Origin of the sequence: Campylobacter sp. CFSAN093224, from assembly GCF_012897395.1 — a bacterium.
GTDB classification, from domain to species: domain Bacteria; phylum Campylobacterota; class Campylobacteria; order Campylobacterales; family Campylobacteraceae; genus Campylobacter_D; species Campylobacter_D jejuni.
Genome location: NZ_CP040607.1, coordinates 1,609,838 through 1,625,593, shown reverse-complemented (window position 1 = coordinate 1,625,593; position 15,756 = coordinate 1,609,838). Strand labels below are relative to the sequence as shown.

Genomic DNA, 15,756 nt, shown 5'->3' with positions numbered 1-15,756 from the left:
AATCTCTCTTTAAATTTTGCATAATGTATAAATTTTATCTTAAATTTTATAAAAAAAGGTTAAAATCCGCTTTCGTATTTTATTTTTCAAAAGGTATGAATTTGAAAATTTTAGGTATAGATCCAGGTTCAAGAAATTGTGGTTATGCTATCATAGAAGCCAACAAAGGAAAAAACATTCTCATAGAAGCAGGACTTATAAAGATAAAGCCAAGTACCTTACAGTATCAAATCACAGAGCTTTGCGAGGGTTTGGACTTGATTTTTAAAAATCATTCTTTTGATGAGGTGGCTATAGAAGATATCTTTTTTGCTTACAATCCAAAAACCGTTTTAAAACTCGCACAATTTCGTGGAGCCCTATCTTTAAAAATTCTTCAAATTCATGGAGACTTTGCAGAATACACTCCCTTACAAGTAAAAAAAGCCGTTACAGGAAAAGCCAAAGCAACTAAAGAACAAGTTGCTTTTATGGTAAAAAGGCTTTTAGGACTTAGTAAAGATATCAAGCCTTTGGATATCACAGATGCTATCGCAGTGGCTTTAACCCATGCAGCAAATTTAAGAGTTAGGGTGTGATTTTGGTAATTTTCATTACACAAAAGCCCAAAGCTTCATAAACTCCCAAAATACCTTTAAATTTTTTCTATAAATTTTTAAAAAATTCATAAAAAATTTCAAAAGTTGGAACAGAACTTGCTTGTAAACTTCACATAAACGCAAAAGTTTTTTAAAGCCAAAGCGTTAAATTTTTTAAAGCAATATTTTATAAAGGATTTAAGATGATGAGATCACTTTGGTCTGGCGTAAGCGGACTACAAGCACATCAAGTTGCGATGGATGTTGAAGGTAATAACATTTCAAATGTTAATACCACTGGTTTTAAATATTCCCGTGCAGATTTTGGGACTATGTTTAGCCAAACTGTGAAAATCGCTACAGCTCCAACTGATGGAAGAGGCGGATCTAATCCACTTCAAATCGGTCTTGGCGTTTCAGTAAGTTCTACAACTAGAATTCATTCTCAAGGTTCAGTTCAAACCACAGATAAAAACACTGATGTGGCTATAAATGGTGATGGTTTTTTTATGGTGAGTGATGATGGGGGGCTTACTCGCTATCTTACAAGGAGCGGGGATTTTAAACTAGATGCTTATGGAAATTTTGTTAATAATGCCGGCTTTGTAGTTCAAGGGTGGAATATAAACTGGGATGATCAAACTATAGATAGTTCAAGAACTCCACAAAACATTTTTATCGATCCAGGTATGCATATCCCTGCAGCAAAATCCACAGAAGTAGCCATCAAAGCGAATTTAAATAGCGGTTTAAATATAGGAACTTCAAGTAGAAATCTTTATGCACTTGATTCTGTTCATGGATGGAATACTAAAACCCAAAGAGCCGAAGATGAAAATGATACAGGAACCACTCAGTTTTACACGACTTCTAAGAATTCTGTAGAAGTAACTGAAAAAGGTGTAGATGCAGGCTCGCTTTTTAACGCGAAAGGACAAGGACTTAATCTTAGAGATGGACAAGGAATTTGGGTTTCTTATGCAGATGCTAAATTTACTACTGATAAAGCCAATAATGCAAATGTCTTTGATCCTAATTCAACAATAGCACAACAAAATAATGTTATTTTTTGGGGTAATAAAGACATAGCTGTAACTTTAGATATTAATTTAAATGGAATAAGAATTCAAAATAATAATATAAGAAGTTTAGATGAAGCTATAGCTTATATCAATACCTTTACTGCACCAACTGACACAAGGGATGGAACAGGGGTTAAAGCTGTAAAAAAAGCAGATGGCTCGGGTATAGAATTTGTCAATGATAATGCTGATGGCACAACAGATAATATGAAAAATATTGATTTAACAGTAAATGTTGGGAATTCTGCAGGAGAAAGAAATACTATTAATTATAATGCTAATACGGGTGTTTTTTCTCCTCAAGGTGGTAATTTAACAACTGCTCAGAATGATACCGATTGGATAGCTGGAACAGCTCAAGTAGGTCAACCGCAAAATGTTAAAGTGGTGACAGCACATAAGTATATTTATAGTTCAAATCCAGTCACTATACCACCAATGTATAATCCAGATGGTGGTCCAAATTTTGTTCCTAACGGTAATAACAGACCTACAGACCCTGCTTCTGCTAATTATTGGGATGCTATACAAGGAAGTTTAAAAAATACTGATGCGAGAGTTTTTAGAACTACAGAAGATTTAAGAGAGCTTTTACAAAGAGATGCTAGATATGGGGTTGACTATAATGGTAGTGGTAGAATAGATAATGCCAATCCAGTATTTGATGCTAATGATATTAATCAAGCTGTAAAAGTTGTAGTAACTGAAAATGGTAATTTTGCTATTTCTAATGCAAATCAAACTTCTACTATACAAGCTAATGCTGGTGCAGGTAATGCACAAGTTACAACAAATCCTCATGCAATGAGTTTTAATATAACAGCTTATAGTAACAAACAAGGAACTGTAAGTACTAATGATGCTTTTACAACTATTTTTAAATCGTTTGATGGTCCTTTGGTTGTAGGAGGTCAAATAAAAGAAAGTGAACAACTTAAGCTTTCTGCTTTTTCAGCAGGGCTTGAAATTTATGATTCTTTAGGTTCAAAACACACTTTAGAAGTGCAGTTTGTTAAGCAAAGTACCACTCAAGATGGGGGCAATGAATGGCAGATGATCATCCGTGTGCCTGAACCTGCTGAGATAAACACTACAGGTGAAGGTCCTACAAATATCATCGTAGGAACAGCAAGATTTAATAATGATGGATCTTTAGCTAATTATACACCAAAAACGATAAATTTTTCACCCAATAACGGTGCTGCACCAAATCAACAAATCAAACTTTCCTTTGGAACAAGTGGAAGCAATGACGGCCTTGTAAGCTCAAACTCAGCTTCAACTCTAACAGGGCAAGCAACTGATGGTTATACTTCAGGTAACTTAAAGCCCGATGCTATCCGTGTGGATGATAAAGGAAATATCTTAGGCGAATTTACCAATGGTAAAACCTTCGCTGTGGCAAAAATGGCGATGGCTTCAGTAGCAAATAACTCAGGCCTTGAAGAAATCGGCGGAAATCTTTTTAAAGTCACTGCAAATAGTGGGGCTATAGTAGTAGGTGAAGCAGGAACAGGAGGTCGTGGTGAGATGAAAACCTCAGCTCTTGAAATGTCAAATGTGGATTTAAGTCGTTCTTTAACAGAGCTTATCATCATCCAAAGAGGTTATCAAGCAAACTCAAAAACCATTTCAACGAGTGATCAAATGCTTCAAACCTTGATCCAGCTTAAACAATAATTTAAGCTTAGTATTCTATAAAATATTGTTTTTTGCTCCCTTTAAGGGAGCAAGCCTTGCTTTGCAAGCCTATCTTGGTAGTCTTGTAATACTAGGCTTAGGCTTGAACTGCCTTCAATTTATTGCTAACTCACTCTTGCTAGGGGGTGAGTTGCAATAAAATTTTAAGCAATGTGATATAAATTTTTTAAAATTTAATTTTAATTTTATTTTTTAAAGATAGAATAATCAATAATTTTTTAGAAAGGAGAAAAAATGTCTTATATTAGTTTTAACTTAATGCTTTCTTCTTTCTGTATGCGTGCTTGGCACGCTTAATCTACTCGTATATACTCATATTCTATAAATTTACATTTTCAAATAGCCTAGTTTAAAGCCGATAAAAAGCTTTTTAACATTTTTTCATTGACACAATAAGGATAAAAAATGAATTTCAATAAAGAAACTTTAGCATTACACGGAGCTTATAATTTTGATACTCAAAGAAGTATTAGTGTGCCTATATATCAAAACACTGCGTATAATTTTGAAAATTTGGATCAAGCTGCAGCAAGGTTTAATCTTCAAGAACTTGGCAATATTTACTCAAGACTTAGCAATCCTACAAGCGATGTTTTAGGACAAAGACTTGCTAATATCGAAGGAGGGGCTTTTGGAATTCCTGTTGCTAGCGGTATGGCAGCTTGTTTTTATGCTCTTATCAATTTAGCAAGTTCGGGAGATAATGTCGCGTATTCGAACAAAATTTATGGTGGGACTCAAACTTTAATTTCTCACACACTTAAAAATTTTGGCATAGAAGCTAGGGAATTTGATATCGATGATTTAGATAGCTTGGAAAAAGTTATAGATCAAAACACAAAAGCGATTTTTTTCGAAAGTCTTTCAAATCCTCAAATTGCCATAGCTGATATAGAAAAAATAAGCCAAATAGCAAAAAAACATAAAATCGTTAGCATTTGTGATAATACCGTTGCTACTCCTTTCTTACTCCAACCTTTTAAACATGGCGTGGATGTAATCGTGCATAGTTTAAGTAAATATGTAAGCGGTCAAGGCAGTGCTTTGGGTGGAGCACTTATAGAAAGAAAAGATTTAAACGACTTGCTTAAAAATAACGATAGATATAAAGCTTTTAACACTCCTGATCCAAGTTATCATGGACTGAATTTAAATACACTTGATTTGCCGATTTTTAGTATTAGAGTCATCATCACTTGGCTTAGAGATCTAGGAGCTAGCTTAGCACCTCAAAATGCTTGGTTACTTTTACAAGGACTTGAAACCTTGGCAGTGCGTATAGAAAAACACAGTCAAAATGCTGAAAAAGTTGCGAATTTTTTAAATTCTCATCCTGATATCAAGGGCGTAAATTATCCTACTTTAGCAAGTAATGCTTATCATAATTTATTTAAAAAATATTTTGATAAAAATTTTGCTAGCGGGCTTTTAAGCTTTGAAGCTAAAGATTATGAGCATGCTAGAAGAATTTGTGATAAAACTCAACTTTTCTTACTTGCTGCAAATTTGGGTGATAGCAAGTCTTTGATCATCCATCCTGCTTCTACTACTCATTCGCAACTAAGCGAAGAAGAACTCCAAAAAGCAGGCATTACGAAAGCTACTATACGCTTAAGCATAGGACTTGAAAATAGCGATGATTTGATAGCGGATTTAAAACAAGCTATAGAAAGTTAAAAGTGTGTTTGCATTGAGTGGAATGAGATAAAAATTCCACCATGCTTTATCATAAATAAGGTTTATTAAATAAAGGAGAAAAAATGCCACTGATTATTCCAGAAAATATACCCGCTTATGAGCTTTTAAAAGAGCATGCTTTTATCATGGGATTAAGGAGAGCAAAGCATCAAGATATCAGGCCGCAAGAAATTTTGATTGTCAATCTTATGCCAAAAAAAATTGAAACAGAAAATCAAATTCTAAGCTTACTTGCAAATTCTCCTTTGCAAGTAAATATCACACTTTTAGCCACGACTAGCTATGTGGGTAAAAATACTCCTTTTACTCATTTGGAAAAATTTTACAAGGGTCTTGAAGAGGTTAAAAAACATAAATTTGACGGTGCTATCGTTACGGGAGCTCCTGTGGAACAAATGGATTTTGAAAAGGTTGCTTACTGGGAAGAATTGCTAGAAATTTTTGATTTTTTAAAGCAAAATGTAACAAGTTCTATGTATATTTGTTGGGGTGCCATGGCTGCTTTAAAATACTTTTATGGTGTGGATAAAATCTCTTTAGATAAGAAAATTTTTGGAGTCTATAAGCATGATAAAGTTTCGCCTGATCTGCTTTTAACAAATTTAGATGAAAAGGTTTTAATGCCTCATTCAAGACATTCTAGCATGGATGAAGAGCAAATTTTAGCACTACAAAAACAAGGGAAATTAAAAATTTTGCTTAGAAATAAAAAAATCGGTTCGGCTTTATTAAGAGATGAAAAGAATATTTTTATTTTAGGGCATTTGGAATATTTTAAAGAGACTTTACATCAAGAATATGTAAGAGGTAATTTCATACAAAAAGCTAAAAATTATTATGATAAAAAGGGCAATATAAAATACAATTGGCGTTCAAATGCAAATACTATTTTTGCAAATTGGCTCAATTATGATGTGTATCAAAGCACACCTTTTGTGCTTTGATGATTTAAACTCTTGTAGTAGGTGTATCGTGATATACGCTTACTGCACCTTTGATATCGCTTAAAATCGCGCAAGCTGCTTCATTGGCACTTCCCATCGCGCAAGCTACCATAGTCGTAACACCTGAAGCAAGTCCTGCTGCGTAAATTCCTTCTTTGATAATCTGTCTCCCGTGATGTTTGAAGCAAAATTTGTTTGGTTTTGGCATAAGCTCATGCGGTATTACAAAATCTTCAAGTTCTTTGATATCGCTTTTGTTTGCCCCTGTTGCTACGATGATATAATCTGCTTTTATACCCAAGCCTTGCTCATCATTAACAGTAAAATCTCCTTTTTCTCCGCTTATGCTTACTACTTTTGAATCGATGTATTTTACTTCGAGCATAGAAGCAATTTGTGCTTTTATGTGAGTGTAAATTTCATCTGCTTTTGCACCTTTTGGGAAAAAAGGAACATTGTAAATTGCTGCTGCTTTTAAATCTGCTTTACCCTCATCAAAAACAGTGATATCAAAGTCAAGTTCTTCATTTTTAGCTGAAGCGAAAAATAAAGCCGCGCTAAGTCCTGCGATGCTACCGCCTATAATTGCAATTGATTTTCTCATTTTTTTCCTTTTGAAAGATTTGCCTTATTCTAGTATAAAAAGCTTTATTTAATATAATATTTGTCTTTTTTATGCAATTTGCTAAAAATGTTTATTTTTCAATTGCTCTAAAAGTAATTTTTTATATAATTTTCTAAAAATTTTCAATAAGGAAAGCTCATGCGTTATGGTGAAAAAGAAATTAAAGAATTTGATGTAGAAAATATGGAAATTTGGCCAAATGATGCTAAAAATGACTATATCATTAAAATCACCTTGCCTGAATTTATGTGTTGTTGTCCGCGTTCAGGTTATCCTGATTTTGCAACGATTTATCTTGAGTATATGCCTGATAAATTTGTGGTTGAGCTTAAAGCGATAAAACTTTATATCAATACTTTTATGTATAGAAATGTTTCACATGAAGCAAGTATCAATGAAATTTATAATACTCTAAAAGACAAACTCAAGCCAAAATGGATTAAAGTTGTGGGGGATTTTAACCCGCGTGGAAATGTGCATACGGTGATAGAATGTCGTAGCGATATGGTAGTGCCAAAATAATATTTAAGTAAAATATTAACATATTTTTATGTAAAGATTAAGTATTTTATAAAAAATTCTTATTTAATCTTTGAAGAATATATAATATAAAAAGATCTAAATTTTTTAGATCGAATTTTATTATAAGGAGTTAGGTTATGAATAAAAAATTATTAAGCATTATCGCAAGTGCTACTTTGTTTTCAAATTTGGCTTTAGCAGATGAGAATTCTGGTTTTTTTATAGGTGCTGATGCAGCTTGGATGCATGCTCAAGTAAAAAGTGAGTTAAAACATAAGAATACAAAGCAAAATTTTAATGGAGATATTTCAGGTAATATACCATCGTTTGGTCTAAAACTTGGATATCGTTTAAATGAAAATCATAGAATTTATGCTGGTTATAATTATTCTGATGAATTTAGTGATTTTATCAAAACTCCTAAAATTCAAATCGAAGGTGATTTTGCTACACATAAATTTTTAACAGGTTATGATTTTACTCCTAAGCTTTTTGAAAAAACCAGAGCTGTTTTAGGTGTGTATGGAGGATATGCAAGAACAGATCTTACCTTAAAAACAAGCTTTTTATCTTTGTCGCAAAATTTTGACGGTTATTTTTATGGAGCGAAAATAGGTGCTTTATATGATTTGACACCACATAATGAAATAGAATTAGGCTTTAAAGCAGAGCAAATTCATTATAATTCTAGAAATTTTTATCAAAATAAAGTGGGTTCAAACTTTTACGATCCTAAACAAACAAATTATGGTGTATATTTAGGATATAATTATAAATTTTAATCTAATGCAAGTTTTTATAACTTGCATTAATGAAATCAACCTCCACCGATAAAGTATTTTTCAACATCATCAAGTAGTTTTTCACAAATTTGAGAATCTGTATTTTTTTCTACTACAAGATTGATATAAGTTTTAGTATCTCTGAAACTTCCTGCTGATTTTGAATTTTCACGAGTGAGTTTTTGATTCTCTTTAGTATATTCTATAGTGATGTTAAATTTTAGAGCAGCACTTGCTTCACCTAAATTCGTTTTTACTACCACATTCATTTTAGAAGCTTTAGCAAGTGTAGCTTGGGTTTTGTTTATGATCTCTTTAAAGCGTTGGCAAGATCGTATAAGTGTAGCGATAAATTTGTTATCAAGTCCTTCATAAGCTACTTTGAGTTTATTTTTGATATCTTTTGTACTTTCTTTTTCAGGGGCAACAAAAACCATATAAAAACCATTTTTTATAGTCACATTGTCTGTTTTTACATCGCGTCCACTTGACATAACTTTAACATAAATGGCATTATCAAGATAAACACGATCTACCATAGGCCCATAAATTTCGTATTCTTTTTTTCGGACTATGACTTCACGAGCTAGGACATTTAATTTCACATTGGCTTCGTGGATAACAGGTTCCATTTCTTTTTTAATCTCTAAGAGTTCTTTTAACATCAACTTCCTTTTTGTTACTTAAAATTACAATTATATCAATAATTTTCTTAATTTAAGAATTTTACAAACACATTTACTAAAAATATGATACATTAAGTATTAATTTTAACAAAGGAGGAAAAGATGAAACAAATTTTTGAAATTTCAAATTCAGTTCAACAAAAAAGTAAAGACAATACTTTTAATCTGCTACTGCAACTTTCACTCTAAAACTCAATTTTATTTTTAATCATTTTTTACATTTTTAATTTTTTATTGTTGTTGTTAAGTTTTTGAATTTTTAATTCATTCAGTCTGTTTGGTTTTAAAGGATTAAATCATGAAAGATAATAAAATCATAATCTTTGATACCACTTTGCGAGATGGAGAACAAGCTTTAGGCAGTTCTTTGGGTATCAATCAAAAATTACAAATCGCTTTAGCGCTTGAAAATTTAGGCGTAGATGTTATAGAAGCAGGTTTTCCGGTATCTTCACAAGGGGATTTTAAAGCGGTGCAAAAGATCGCTTCTAAGGTTAAAAACTCAACTATTTGTGCACTTTCTAGAGCATTGGATAAAGATATAGATATGGCTTATGAAGCTTTAAAAGTGGCAAAGCATTTTAGAATTCATACTTTTATAGCCACTTCGACTTTGCATATGCAAGATAAATTAAAAAAAGATTTTGATGAAATTTTGTCTATGGCAAAAAGAGCGATTATAAGAGCAAGATCTTATACTGATGATGTAGAATTTTCATGCGAAGATGCAGGAAGAACGCCTATAGATAATCTTTGTTTTATGGTGGAAAATGCGATAAAAGCAGGTGCTAAAACTATAAATATCCCAGATACCGTAGGCTATACTCTGCCAAGCGAATTTGCTAATATCATCAAAATTTTATTTAACAAAGTGCCAAATATAGACAAAGCTATCATTTCTGTGCATTGTCACAATGACTTAGGTATGGCAACGGGCAATAGTTTAAGTGCTATTTTACAAGGTGCAAGACAGATAGAGTGCACTATAAATGGACTTGGCGAAAGGGCGGGCAATTGTGCTTTAGAAGAAGTGGTTATGGCGATAAAAACTAGAAAAGATTATTTAAAAGGTTTTTATACTGATATTAAATGTGAAAATATCTTTAAAACTTCAAAATTGGTTTCAGCTATCACTAATGAAAGCATACCTTCACATAAAGCTATAGTGGGTAGCAATGCGTTTTCTCATAGTTCAGGCATTCATCAAGATGGAGTGCTTAAAAATAGGCAAACTTACGAGATCATAAGCCCTAGTGCCATAGGAATTCATGAAAATCGTATGTTAATGACAGCAAGAAGTGGAAGGGCTATGATAAAAACTTGCCTTGAAAATTTAGGCTATGATGAAAATACTTATAATTTAGATGATGTTTATGAGCGTTTTTTACGCCTTGCGGATAAAAAGGGTCAAGTATATGATTATGATTTAGAAGCTTTGATGTTTTTAAGTTATGAGAGTGAAGAAGAAAATGAATTTGTGCTTGAAAAATTAAGTGTGATCAGTGGAAATATCCCAACTGCTTGTGTTTGTATGCGTATCAAAGAAGAGCTAAAAACTGAAGCTTGCACAGGAAATGGTCCTGTTGAAGCAGTTTTTAACTGCATTGCTAGGATAACAAATTTAAAGCCTGTGTTAAAAGCTTATAGTATCAATGCAAAAAGTTCAGGAGTAGATGCTCAAGGGCAAGTGGATGTAGATTTGGAATTTAAAGGGAGAAAATTTCATGGAAAAGGACTTTCAACAGATGTGATAGAAGCTTCAGCACAAGCTTTTGTGAGTGCTTACAATGCGATTTATCGCTCTTTAAAAGTAGAAGAAAGGAAAATGGCATGAAAACTTATAAAGTAGCTGTTTTAGCAGGAGATGGCATAGGGCCTTTGGTGATGAAAGAGGCTTTAAAAATTTTAACTTTTATCGCACAAAAATACAATTTTAGTTTTGAATTTAATGAAGCTAAAATAGGTGGTGCAAGTATAGATGCTTATGGAGTGGCTTTAAGTGATGAAACTTTAAAGCTTTGTGAGCAAAGTGATGCGATTTTATTTGGTTCTGTGGGTGGGCCTAAATGGGATAATTTGCCCATAGATCAAAGACCTGAAAGAGCCTCGCTTTTGCCTTTAAGAAAGCATTTTAATTTGTTTGCAAATTTGCGTCCTTGTAAAATTTATGAAAGTTTAACCCATGCTTCACCTTTAAAAAATGAGATTATCCAAAAAGGAGTGGATATTTTATGTGTTAGAGAGCTTACAGGTGGGATTTATTTTGGTAAGCAGGATTTAGGTAAAGAAAGTGCGTATGATACTGAAATTTACACTAAAAAAGAGATAGAAAGGATAGCTCGTATCGCTTTTGAAAGTGCAAGAATAAGAAAGAAAAAAGTCCATTTAATCGACAAGGCGAATGTTTTAGCAAGTTCTATTTTGTGGCGAGAAGTGGTGGCAAATGTTGCAAAAGATTATCAAGATATAAACTTAGAGTACATGTATGTGGATAATGCTGCGATGCAGATTGTAAAAAATCCTAGCATTTTTGATGTTATGCTTTGTTCAAATCTTTTTGGTGATATTTTGAGTGATGAGTTAGCTGCCATTAATGGATCTTTGGGTTTGTTAAGTTCAGCAAGTTTGAATGATAAAGGTTTTGGACTTTATGAGCCAGCAGGTGGAAGTGCGCCTGATATAGCTCATTTAAATATAGCCAATCCCATAGCTCAAATTTTAAGTGCGGCTTTGATGTTAAAGTATAGTTTCAAAGAAGAACAAGCCGCACAGGATATAGAAAATGCTATATCTTTGGCATTGGCACAAGGAAAAATGACTAAGGATTTAAATGCTAAGTCGTATTTAAATACCGATGAAATGGGGGATTGTATTTTAGAAATTTTAAAGGAGAATGACAATGGCTAAAACTTTATATGAAAAAGTCTTTGATGCTCATGTGGTTTATGAAGGCAAAAACGAACTTCCTATACTTTATATCGATAGACATTTAATCCATGAAGTAACAAGCCCTCAAGCATTTTCAGGGCTTAAAATGGCTAAGCGTAGAATGGCAAGAGCGGATTTAACTTTGGCTACTATAGATCATGATGTTTCAACTAAAAGTATGGATTTAAATGCTTGTTCTGATATGGCAAAAGAGCAAATTACAACTTTGATGCAAAATACTAAGGAATTTGGAGTAAGGCTTTTAGGACTTGGAGATAAAAATCAAGGCATAGTTCATATAGTAGGTCCTGAGCTTGGCTTTACTTTACCTGGGGTTACTTTAGTTTGCGGGGATTCTCATACGGCAACACATGGGGCTTTTGGAGCTTTAGCCTTTGGTATAGGCACGAGTGAAGTAGAGCATGTCATGGCAACGCAAACTTTAAAACAAGCCAAACTTAAAACTATGAAAATCGAATGTAAAGGGCAGTTTCAAAAAGGCGTTTATACTAAGGATTTGATTTTGTATTTGATCGCACAATACGGCACAGCAAAAGGCACAGGCTATGCTATAGAATTTTGCGGAGAACTTATAAGAAATCTAAGCATGGAAGCTAGAATGACTCTTTGTAATATGGCTATAGAATTTGGAGCGAAAGTAGGTATGATAGCTCCTGATGAGATCACTTTTGAGTATATTAAGGGAAAGGAATTTGCACCTAAAGGAGAAGAATTTCAAAAGTATTGTGAGTATTGGAAGAGTTTAAGAAGTGATGAAGGAGCAAAATATGATGCGAGTATTACTCTAGATGTAAGCAAGATAAAACCACAAATTAGCTATGGAACAAATCCTTCGCAAGTGATTGGCATAGATGAAAAAATTCCAAAAATAAGTGATTTTAAAAATCAAAGCGAGCAAAAATCTTTGCTTGATGCTTTATATTATGTAAATTTAGAGCAAGATCAAGTTATAGAAGGGGTAAAAATCGACATTGTATTTATAGGATCTTGCACAAATGGGCGTTTAGAAGATCTTAAAATAGCTGCTGATATCTTAAAAGGGCGCAAAATTCATAAAAATGTTAAAGCTTTAATCGTGCCTGGTTCAATGCAAGTAAGAAAAGAAGCTGAAAATTTAGGACTTGATAAGATTTTTATCGAGGCAGGGTGTGAGTGGAGATATGCAGGGTGTTCTATGTGTCTTGGTATGAATGATGACAAAGCAAATTCAGGTCAAAGAGTTGCTTCAACTTCAAATCGTAACTTTGTAGGCAGACAAGGTAAAGGTTCTATCACTCATTTGATGAGTCCTGCAAGTGCAGCAGCTTGTGCCATAGAAGGTGTTATTTGTGATAATAGAAAGTATTTAGGAGTTTAATATGCAAAAATTTATTATACACAAAGGTATAGCTTGTCCTTTAGAATATGCCAATATAGACACAGATCAAATTATACCTAAGCAATTTTTACTTGCAGTGTCTAAGCAAGGTTTTGGCAAGCATTTGTTCCATGATTTGCGTTATTTAGATAATAAAGAAAGTGTTTTAAATATGGATTTTAATCTCAATAAAAAAGAATATCAAAATAGCTCTATTTTGGTGAGTTTTGAAAATTTTGGTAGTGGCTCTTCAAGAGAGCATGCGCCTTGGGCTTTGGTTGATTATGGTATTAGAGCTATTATCGCACCTTCTTTTGCGGATATTTTTAAAAACAATGCCTTAGGAAATGGTTTGCTTACCGTAGAACTTGCTAAAGATGAGGTTTTGGAAATAGTTGATGAGTTAAAAAAATCCCAAGATAAAAATATAGAAATTTCTTTGTTGGAGAAAAGAGTATTTTTTAAAGATAGGATTTTTTCTTTTGATTTAGATGATTTTCACAGAATTTGTCTTTTAGAAGGACTTGATAATATAGCTTTAACTTTAAAACATGAAGCACAAATCAAAGCCTATGAAAAAAACTCAAAAAGCTTTTTGGTTTAGAATTTTTTCATAAGCTAAAAAAGGATCTTGGTAATTAGGTATGTCAAAGTTTCCACAAAAATTAAAATCAAGCTTTTTAAAAAGCGAATTCATAGGAAAATTTTTACTATGAGTATCTGCTCTTAAACTTGCCTTGTGATTTTCCAAGGCAAAATTTTCGCAAAAATTTAAAAGTTTTTGTGCCACGCCTTTGCCTTTTGCATTTTGTTTGACGGCTAAACGGTGTAGATAAAAGGCTTTATCATCATAATTTTTGTTAAAAATAACTTGTTTGTAAAATTCAGGTTCAAATTTGTCATTGATACAGATAAAGCCTAAAATTTCATCATTTTCTTTAAACACATAAAGTTCTTGTGCTTGTATATCTTCTTGAAAAACTATTTCATTGGGATAATTCTCATCCCATTGGTGAAAATTCATAGTTTTCATAGCATTTAAAGCATCTTTTGTGATTTCAAGTATAGAATTTAAATCTTTATTGACGGCTTTTTGTATGATAGTGTTTTGCATGATAATCCTTTGTATAAGGAAGGGTGATGGTGGCTCCGATTGGACTTGAACCAACGGCCACTACCATGTCAAGGTAGTGCTCTACCAGCTGAGCTACGGAACCATATGGTGGAGCATAGCGGGTTCGAACCGCTGACCCCAACGCTGCCAGCGTTGTGCTCTCCCAGCTGAGCTAATGCCCCAAATGAAGTTTGTATTATAACTTAGTTTGCCTTAAAGTTTATTTGATGGCAGACAGGAAGGGATTCGAACCCTCGAAAGCTTGCACTTTACACGCGTTCCAGGCGTGCTCCTTCAACCGCTCGGACACCTGTCTATGAAATAAAGCGTTCATTATATCTATAAAAGCTTTAAAAATAAAGAAATTTTTTAAATATTAAAAATAAAATTATTTTTTTTAAAAATCAGAAAATTTTTAGTAAAAAGTAGTATAATTATATTTTTATTTTTAGTCAGGGTAGCTCAGCTGGTTAGAGCGCTGGTCTCATAAGCCGGAGGTCGGGAGTTCAAGTCTCCCCCTTGACACCATTAAATGTAATAATTATTTTTTTTCTTTTGTTACTACAAAAACAATTCCACCAAAACCTATAATTACAACAGTTGTTATAAAAATGATTTCGAAAATATCTAACATCGTCATTGTTCTTTTGCCCTTTCTTTAAGCTGTCCACAAGCAGCTGAGATATCAAGTCCTTTACTTTCTCTTATAGTACAAGTTACACCTTTATTACTTAGTAAATCTTGGAATTTAATCGCATTTTCTAAACTAGGGCGTTTATATAAACTTCCTTCATGTGGATTAAAGAGTATTAAATTCACTTTGGCTTTAATGCCATTTAAAAGCTTGACTAATTCTTTAGCGTGTTCAAGCTTATCATTGATACCATCAATTAAAAGATATTCAAACATCACTCTTTTTCTTTGATCTATAGGAAATTCACGCACCGCATCCATAATCGCAGCGATATTATAAGCTTTATTGATAGGCATAAGTTCGGTTCGAAGCTCATCATTAACCGCATGCAATGATATAGCAAGTAAAACACCTAAATTCATTTGACCTAATTCTTTGATTTGTTTTGCTAAACCGCTAGTACTGATGGTTTGACGGCGAGGACTTATAGCAAGTCCCTCATTTTGCGCTAAAATTTTTACCGCTTTAGAAACATTTTTAAGATTATCCAAAGGCTCGCCCATACCCATATATACTATATTTACACGGCGTTCATAAGGGATATTGTTTTGTTTTTTGATCCATAAAATTTGTCCGACTATCTCACCTGCACTTAAATTTCTTTTCAAACCACCCTTGGCAGTAAGACAAAAACTACATCCACTTTTACAACCTACTTGAGAAGAAACACAGATAGTATATCTCGCATGAGAAATTCTTTTGCCTTCTGCGTCTATTTTTTCTTCTTTCATAGGCAAAAGCACACTTTCTACCCTTAAACCATCGATAAGTTCAAAAAGATATTTTATACTTCCATCTTTACTTTGCTCATTTTTAACGCATTTTACAGGAGAAAAATGAAAATTTTGCGCAAGTTCTAAACGCAAATCTTTTGGCAAACTTGACATATCGGAAAAATTATTGGCATATTTTTGATAAATCCATTGATAAATTTGTTTCACGCGAAACATCGGTTTGATTTTTTCTCCTAATTCTTCAGGTAAAAAATCTAAAATATTAACAAGCTCTTTCAAAATTATTTTCC

15 protein-coding genes and 4 tRNA genes are annotated in these 15,756 nt (G+C 33.0%); 11 read left to right on the top strand and 8 right to left on the bottom strand.

All coding sequences use genetic code 11. The features are described 5' to 3' along the window. Positions 1-95: 95 nt before the first annotated feature. From ruvC to metA, 4 genes are all read left to right on the top strand, one after another. The gene (ruvC, locus tag FBF11_RS08385; protein ID WP_011050020.1) at positions 96-578 is read left to right on the top strand and encodes a crossover junction endodeoxyribonuclease RuvC; all 483 of its coding nucleotides are present in this window, start codon (positions 96-98) and stop codon (positions 576-578) included. A gap of 203 nt (positions 579-781) precedes the next feature. Further along, positions 782-3,340 (top strand): flagellar hook protein FlgE, encoded by a 2,559-nt coding sequence (gene flgE / locus FBF11_RS08380; RefSeq protein WP_057042227.1) that lies wholly within the window; start codon positions 782-784, stop codon positions 3,338-3,340. Positions 3,341-3,766: 426 nt separating this feature from the next. Further along, positions 3,767-5,038: an O-acetylhomoserine aminocarboxypropyltransferase/cysteine synthase gene (locus tag FBF11_RS08375; protein ID WP_002899187.1), complete on the top strand. Its 1,272-nt coding sequence runs from the start codon at positions 3,767-3,769 to the stop codon at positions 5,036-5,038. Between the two features lie 83 nt (positions 5,039-5,121). Then, entirely contained in the window at positions 5,122-6,003 is an 882-nt protein-coding gene (gene metA, locus FBF11_RS08370) for a homoserine O-succinyltransferase (protein ID WP_057097100.1), read from the top strand. Positions 6,004-6,007: 4 nt separating this feature from the next. Here the strand turns inward: metA and FBF11_RS08365 are convergent, their stop codons facing one another. Then, complete coding sequence (locus tag FBF11_RS08365; protein WP_002795202.1) at positions 6,008-6,607, bottom strand: NAD(P)/FAD-dependent oxidoreductase; 600 nt, start codon at positions 6,605-6,607, stop codon at positions 6,008-6,010. Between the two features lie 159 nt (positions 6,608-6,766). Here FBF11_RS08365 and queF point away from each other — a divergent pair, with 159 nt between their 5' ends. After that, positions 6,767-7,150, top strand: a complete 384-nt coding sequence (gene queF / locus FBF11_RS08360; protein WP_002834281.1) for a preQ(1) synthase — start codon at positions 6,767-6,769, stop codon at positions 7,148-7,150. A 137-nt stretch (positions 7,151-7,287) separates the two neighbouring features. After that, positions 7,288-7,932, top strand: coding sequence for an outer membrane beta-barrel protein (locus FBF11_RS08355; RefSeq protein ID WP_002859716.1), 645 nt, complete (start codon positions 7,288-7,290; stop codon positions 7,930-7,932). A 35-nt stretch (positions 7,933-7,967) separates the two neighbouring features. On the opposite strand, the gene FBF11_RS08350 is transcribed toward FBF11_RS08355, so the two are convergent. Then, positions 7,968-8,597: a hypothetical protein gene (locus FBF11_RS08350; protein ID WP_002853105.1), complete on the bottom strand. Its 630-nt coding sequence runs from the start codon at positions 8,595-8,597 to the stop codon at positions 7,968-7,970. Positions 8,598-8,916: 319 nt separating this feature from the next. On the opposite strand from FBF11_RS08350, the gene leuA reads away from it, so the two are divergent. Genes leuA through leuD form a run of 4 tightly spaced genes read left to right on the top strand, consistent with a single transcriptional unit; the run spans position 8,917 to position 13,528 of the window. Next, entirely contained in the window at positions 8,917-10,452 is a 1,536-nt protein-coding gene (leuA, locus tag FBF11_RS08345) for a 2-isopropylmalate synthase (protein WP_052798999.1), read from the top strand. Beyond that, entirely contained in the window at positions 10,449-11,525 is a 1,077-nt protein-coding gene (gene leuB, locus FBF11_RS08340; protein WP_002858793.1) for a 3-isopropylmalate dehydrogenase, read from the top strand. Before leuA ends, leuB begins: the two co-directional genes overlap by 4 nt. Continuing rightward, positions 11,512-12,924, top strand: coding sequence for a 3-isopropylmalate dehydratase large subunit (leuC, locus tag FBF11_RS08335; RefSeq protein WP_010891951.1), 1,413 nt, complete (start codon positions 11,512-11,514; stop codon positions 12,922-12,924). The genes leuB and leuC overlap by 14 nt, the downstream gene beginning before the upstream one ends. A gap of 1 nt (position 12,925) precedes the next feature. Further along, positions 12,926-13,528: a 3-isopropylmalate dehydratase small subunit gene (gene leuD / locus FBF11_RS08330; RefSeq protein ID WP_002899179.1), complete on the top strand. Its 603-nt coding sequence runs from the start codon at positions 12,926-12,928 to the stop codon at positions 13,526-13,528. On the opposite strand, the gene FBF11_RS08325 is transcribed toward leuD, so the two are convergent. From FBF11_RS08325 to FBF11_RS08310, 4 genes are all read right to left on the bottom strand, one after another. Further along, positions 13,508-14,038 (bottom strand): GNAT family N-acetyltransferase, encoded by a 531-nt coding sequence (locus tag FBF11_RS08325; RefSeq protein WP_002899177.1) that lies wholly within the window; start codon positions 14,036-14,038, stop codon positions 13,508-13,510. The two genes, leuD and FBF11_RS08325, sit on opposite strands and share 21 nt — an antisense overlap. A 27-nt stretch (positions 14,039-14,065) precedes the next feature. Further along, positions 14,066-14,141, bottom strand: a tRNA-Val gene (locus tag FBF11_RS08320). A gap of 3 nt (positions 14,142-14,144) precedes the next feature. Continuing rightward, positions 14,145-14,220 (bottom strand) — tRNA-Ala (locus tag FBF11_RS08315). A gap of 46 nt (positions 14,221-14,266) precedes the next feature. Then, positions 14,267-14,354: transfer RNA gene (locus FBF11_RS08310), tRNA-Ser, on the bottom strand. Between the two features lie 135 nt (positions 14,355-14,489). Between FBF11_RS08310 and FBF11_RS08305 the strand changes: the two genes are divergently transcribed. Beyond that, positions 14,490-14,566, top strand: a tRNA-Met gene (locus FBF11_RS08305). Between the two features lie 13 nt (positions 14,567-14,579). On the opposite strand, the gene FBF11_RS08300 is transcribed toward FBF11_RS08305, so the two are convergent. Further along, positions 14,580-14,678, bottom strand: coding sequence for a hypothetical protein (locus tag FBF11_RS08300; protein WP_002860136.1), 99 nt, complete (start codon positions 14,676-14,678; stop codon positions 14,580-14,582). Further along, positions 14,675-15,745: a 23S rRNA (adenine(2503)-C(2))-methyltransferase RlmN gene (gene rlmN, locus FBF11_RS08295; RefSeq protein ID WP_002853156.1), complete on the bottom strand. Its 1,071-nt coding sequence runs from the start codon at positions 15,743-15,745 to the stop codon at positions 14,675-14,677. Before rlmN ends, FBF11_RS08300 begins: the two co-directional genes overlap by 4 nt. Positions 15,746-15,756: the final 11 nt, after the last annotated feature.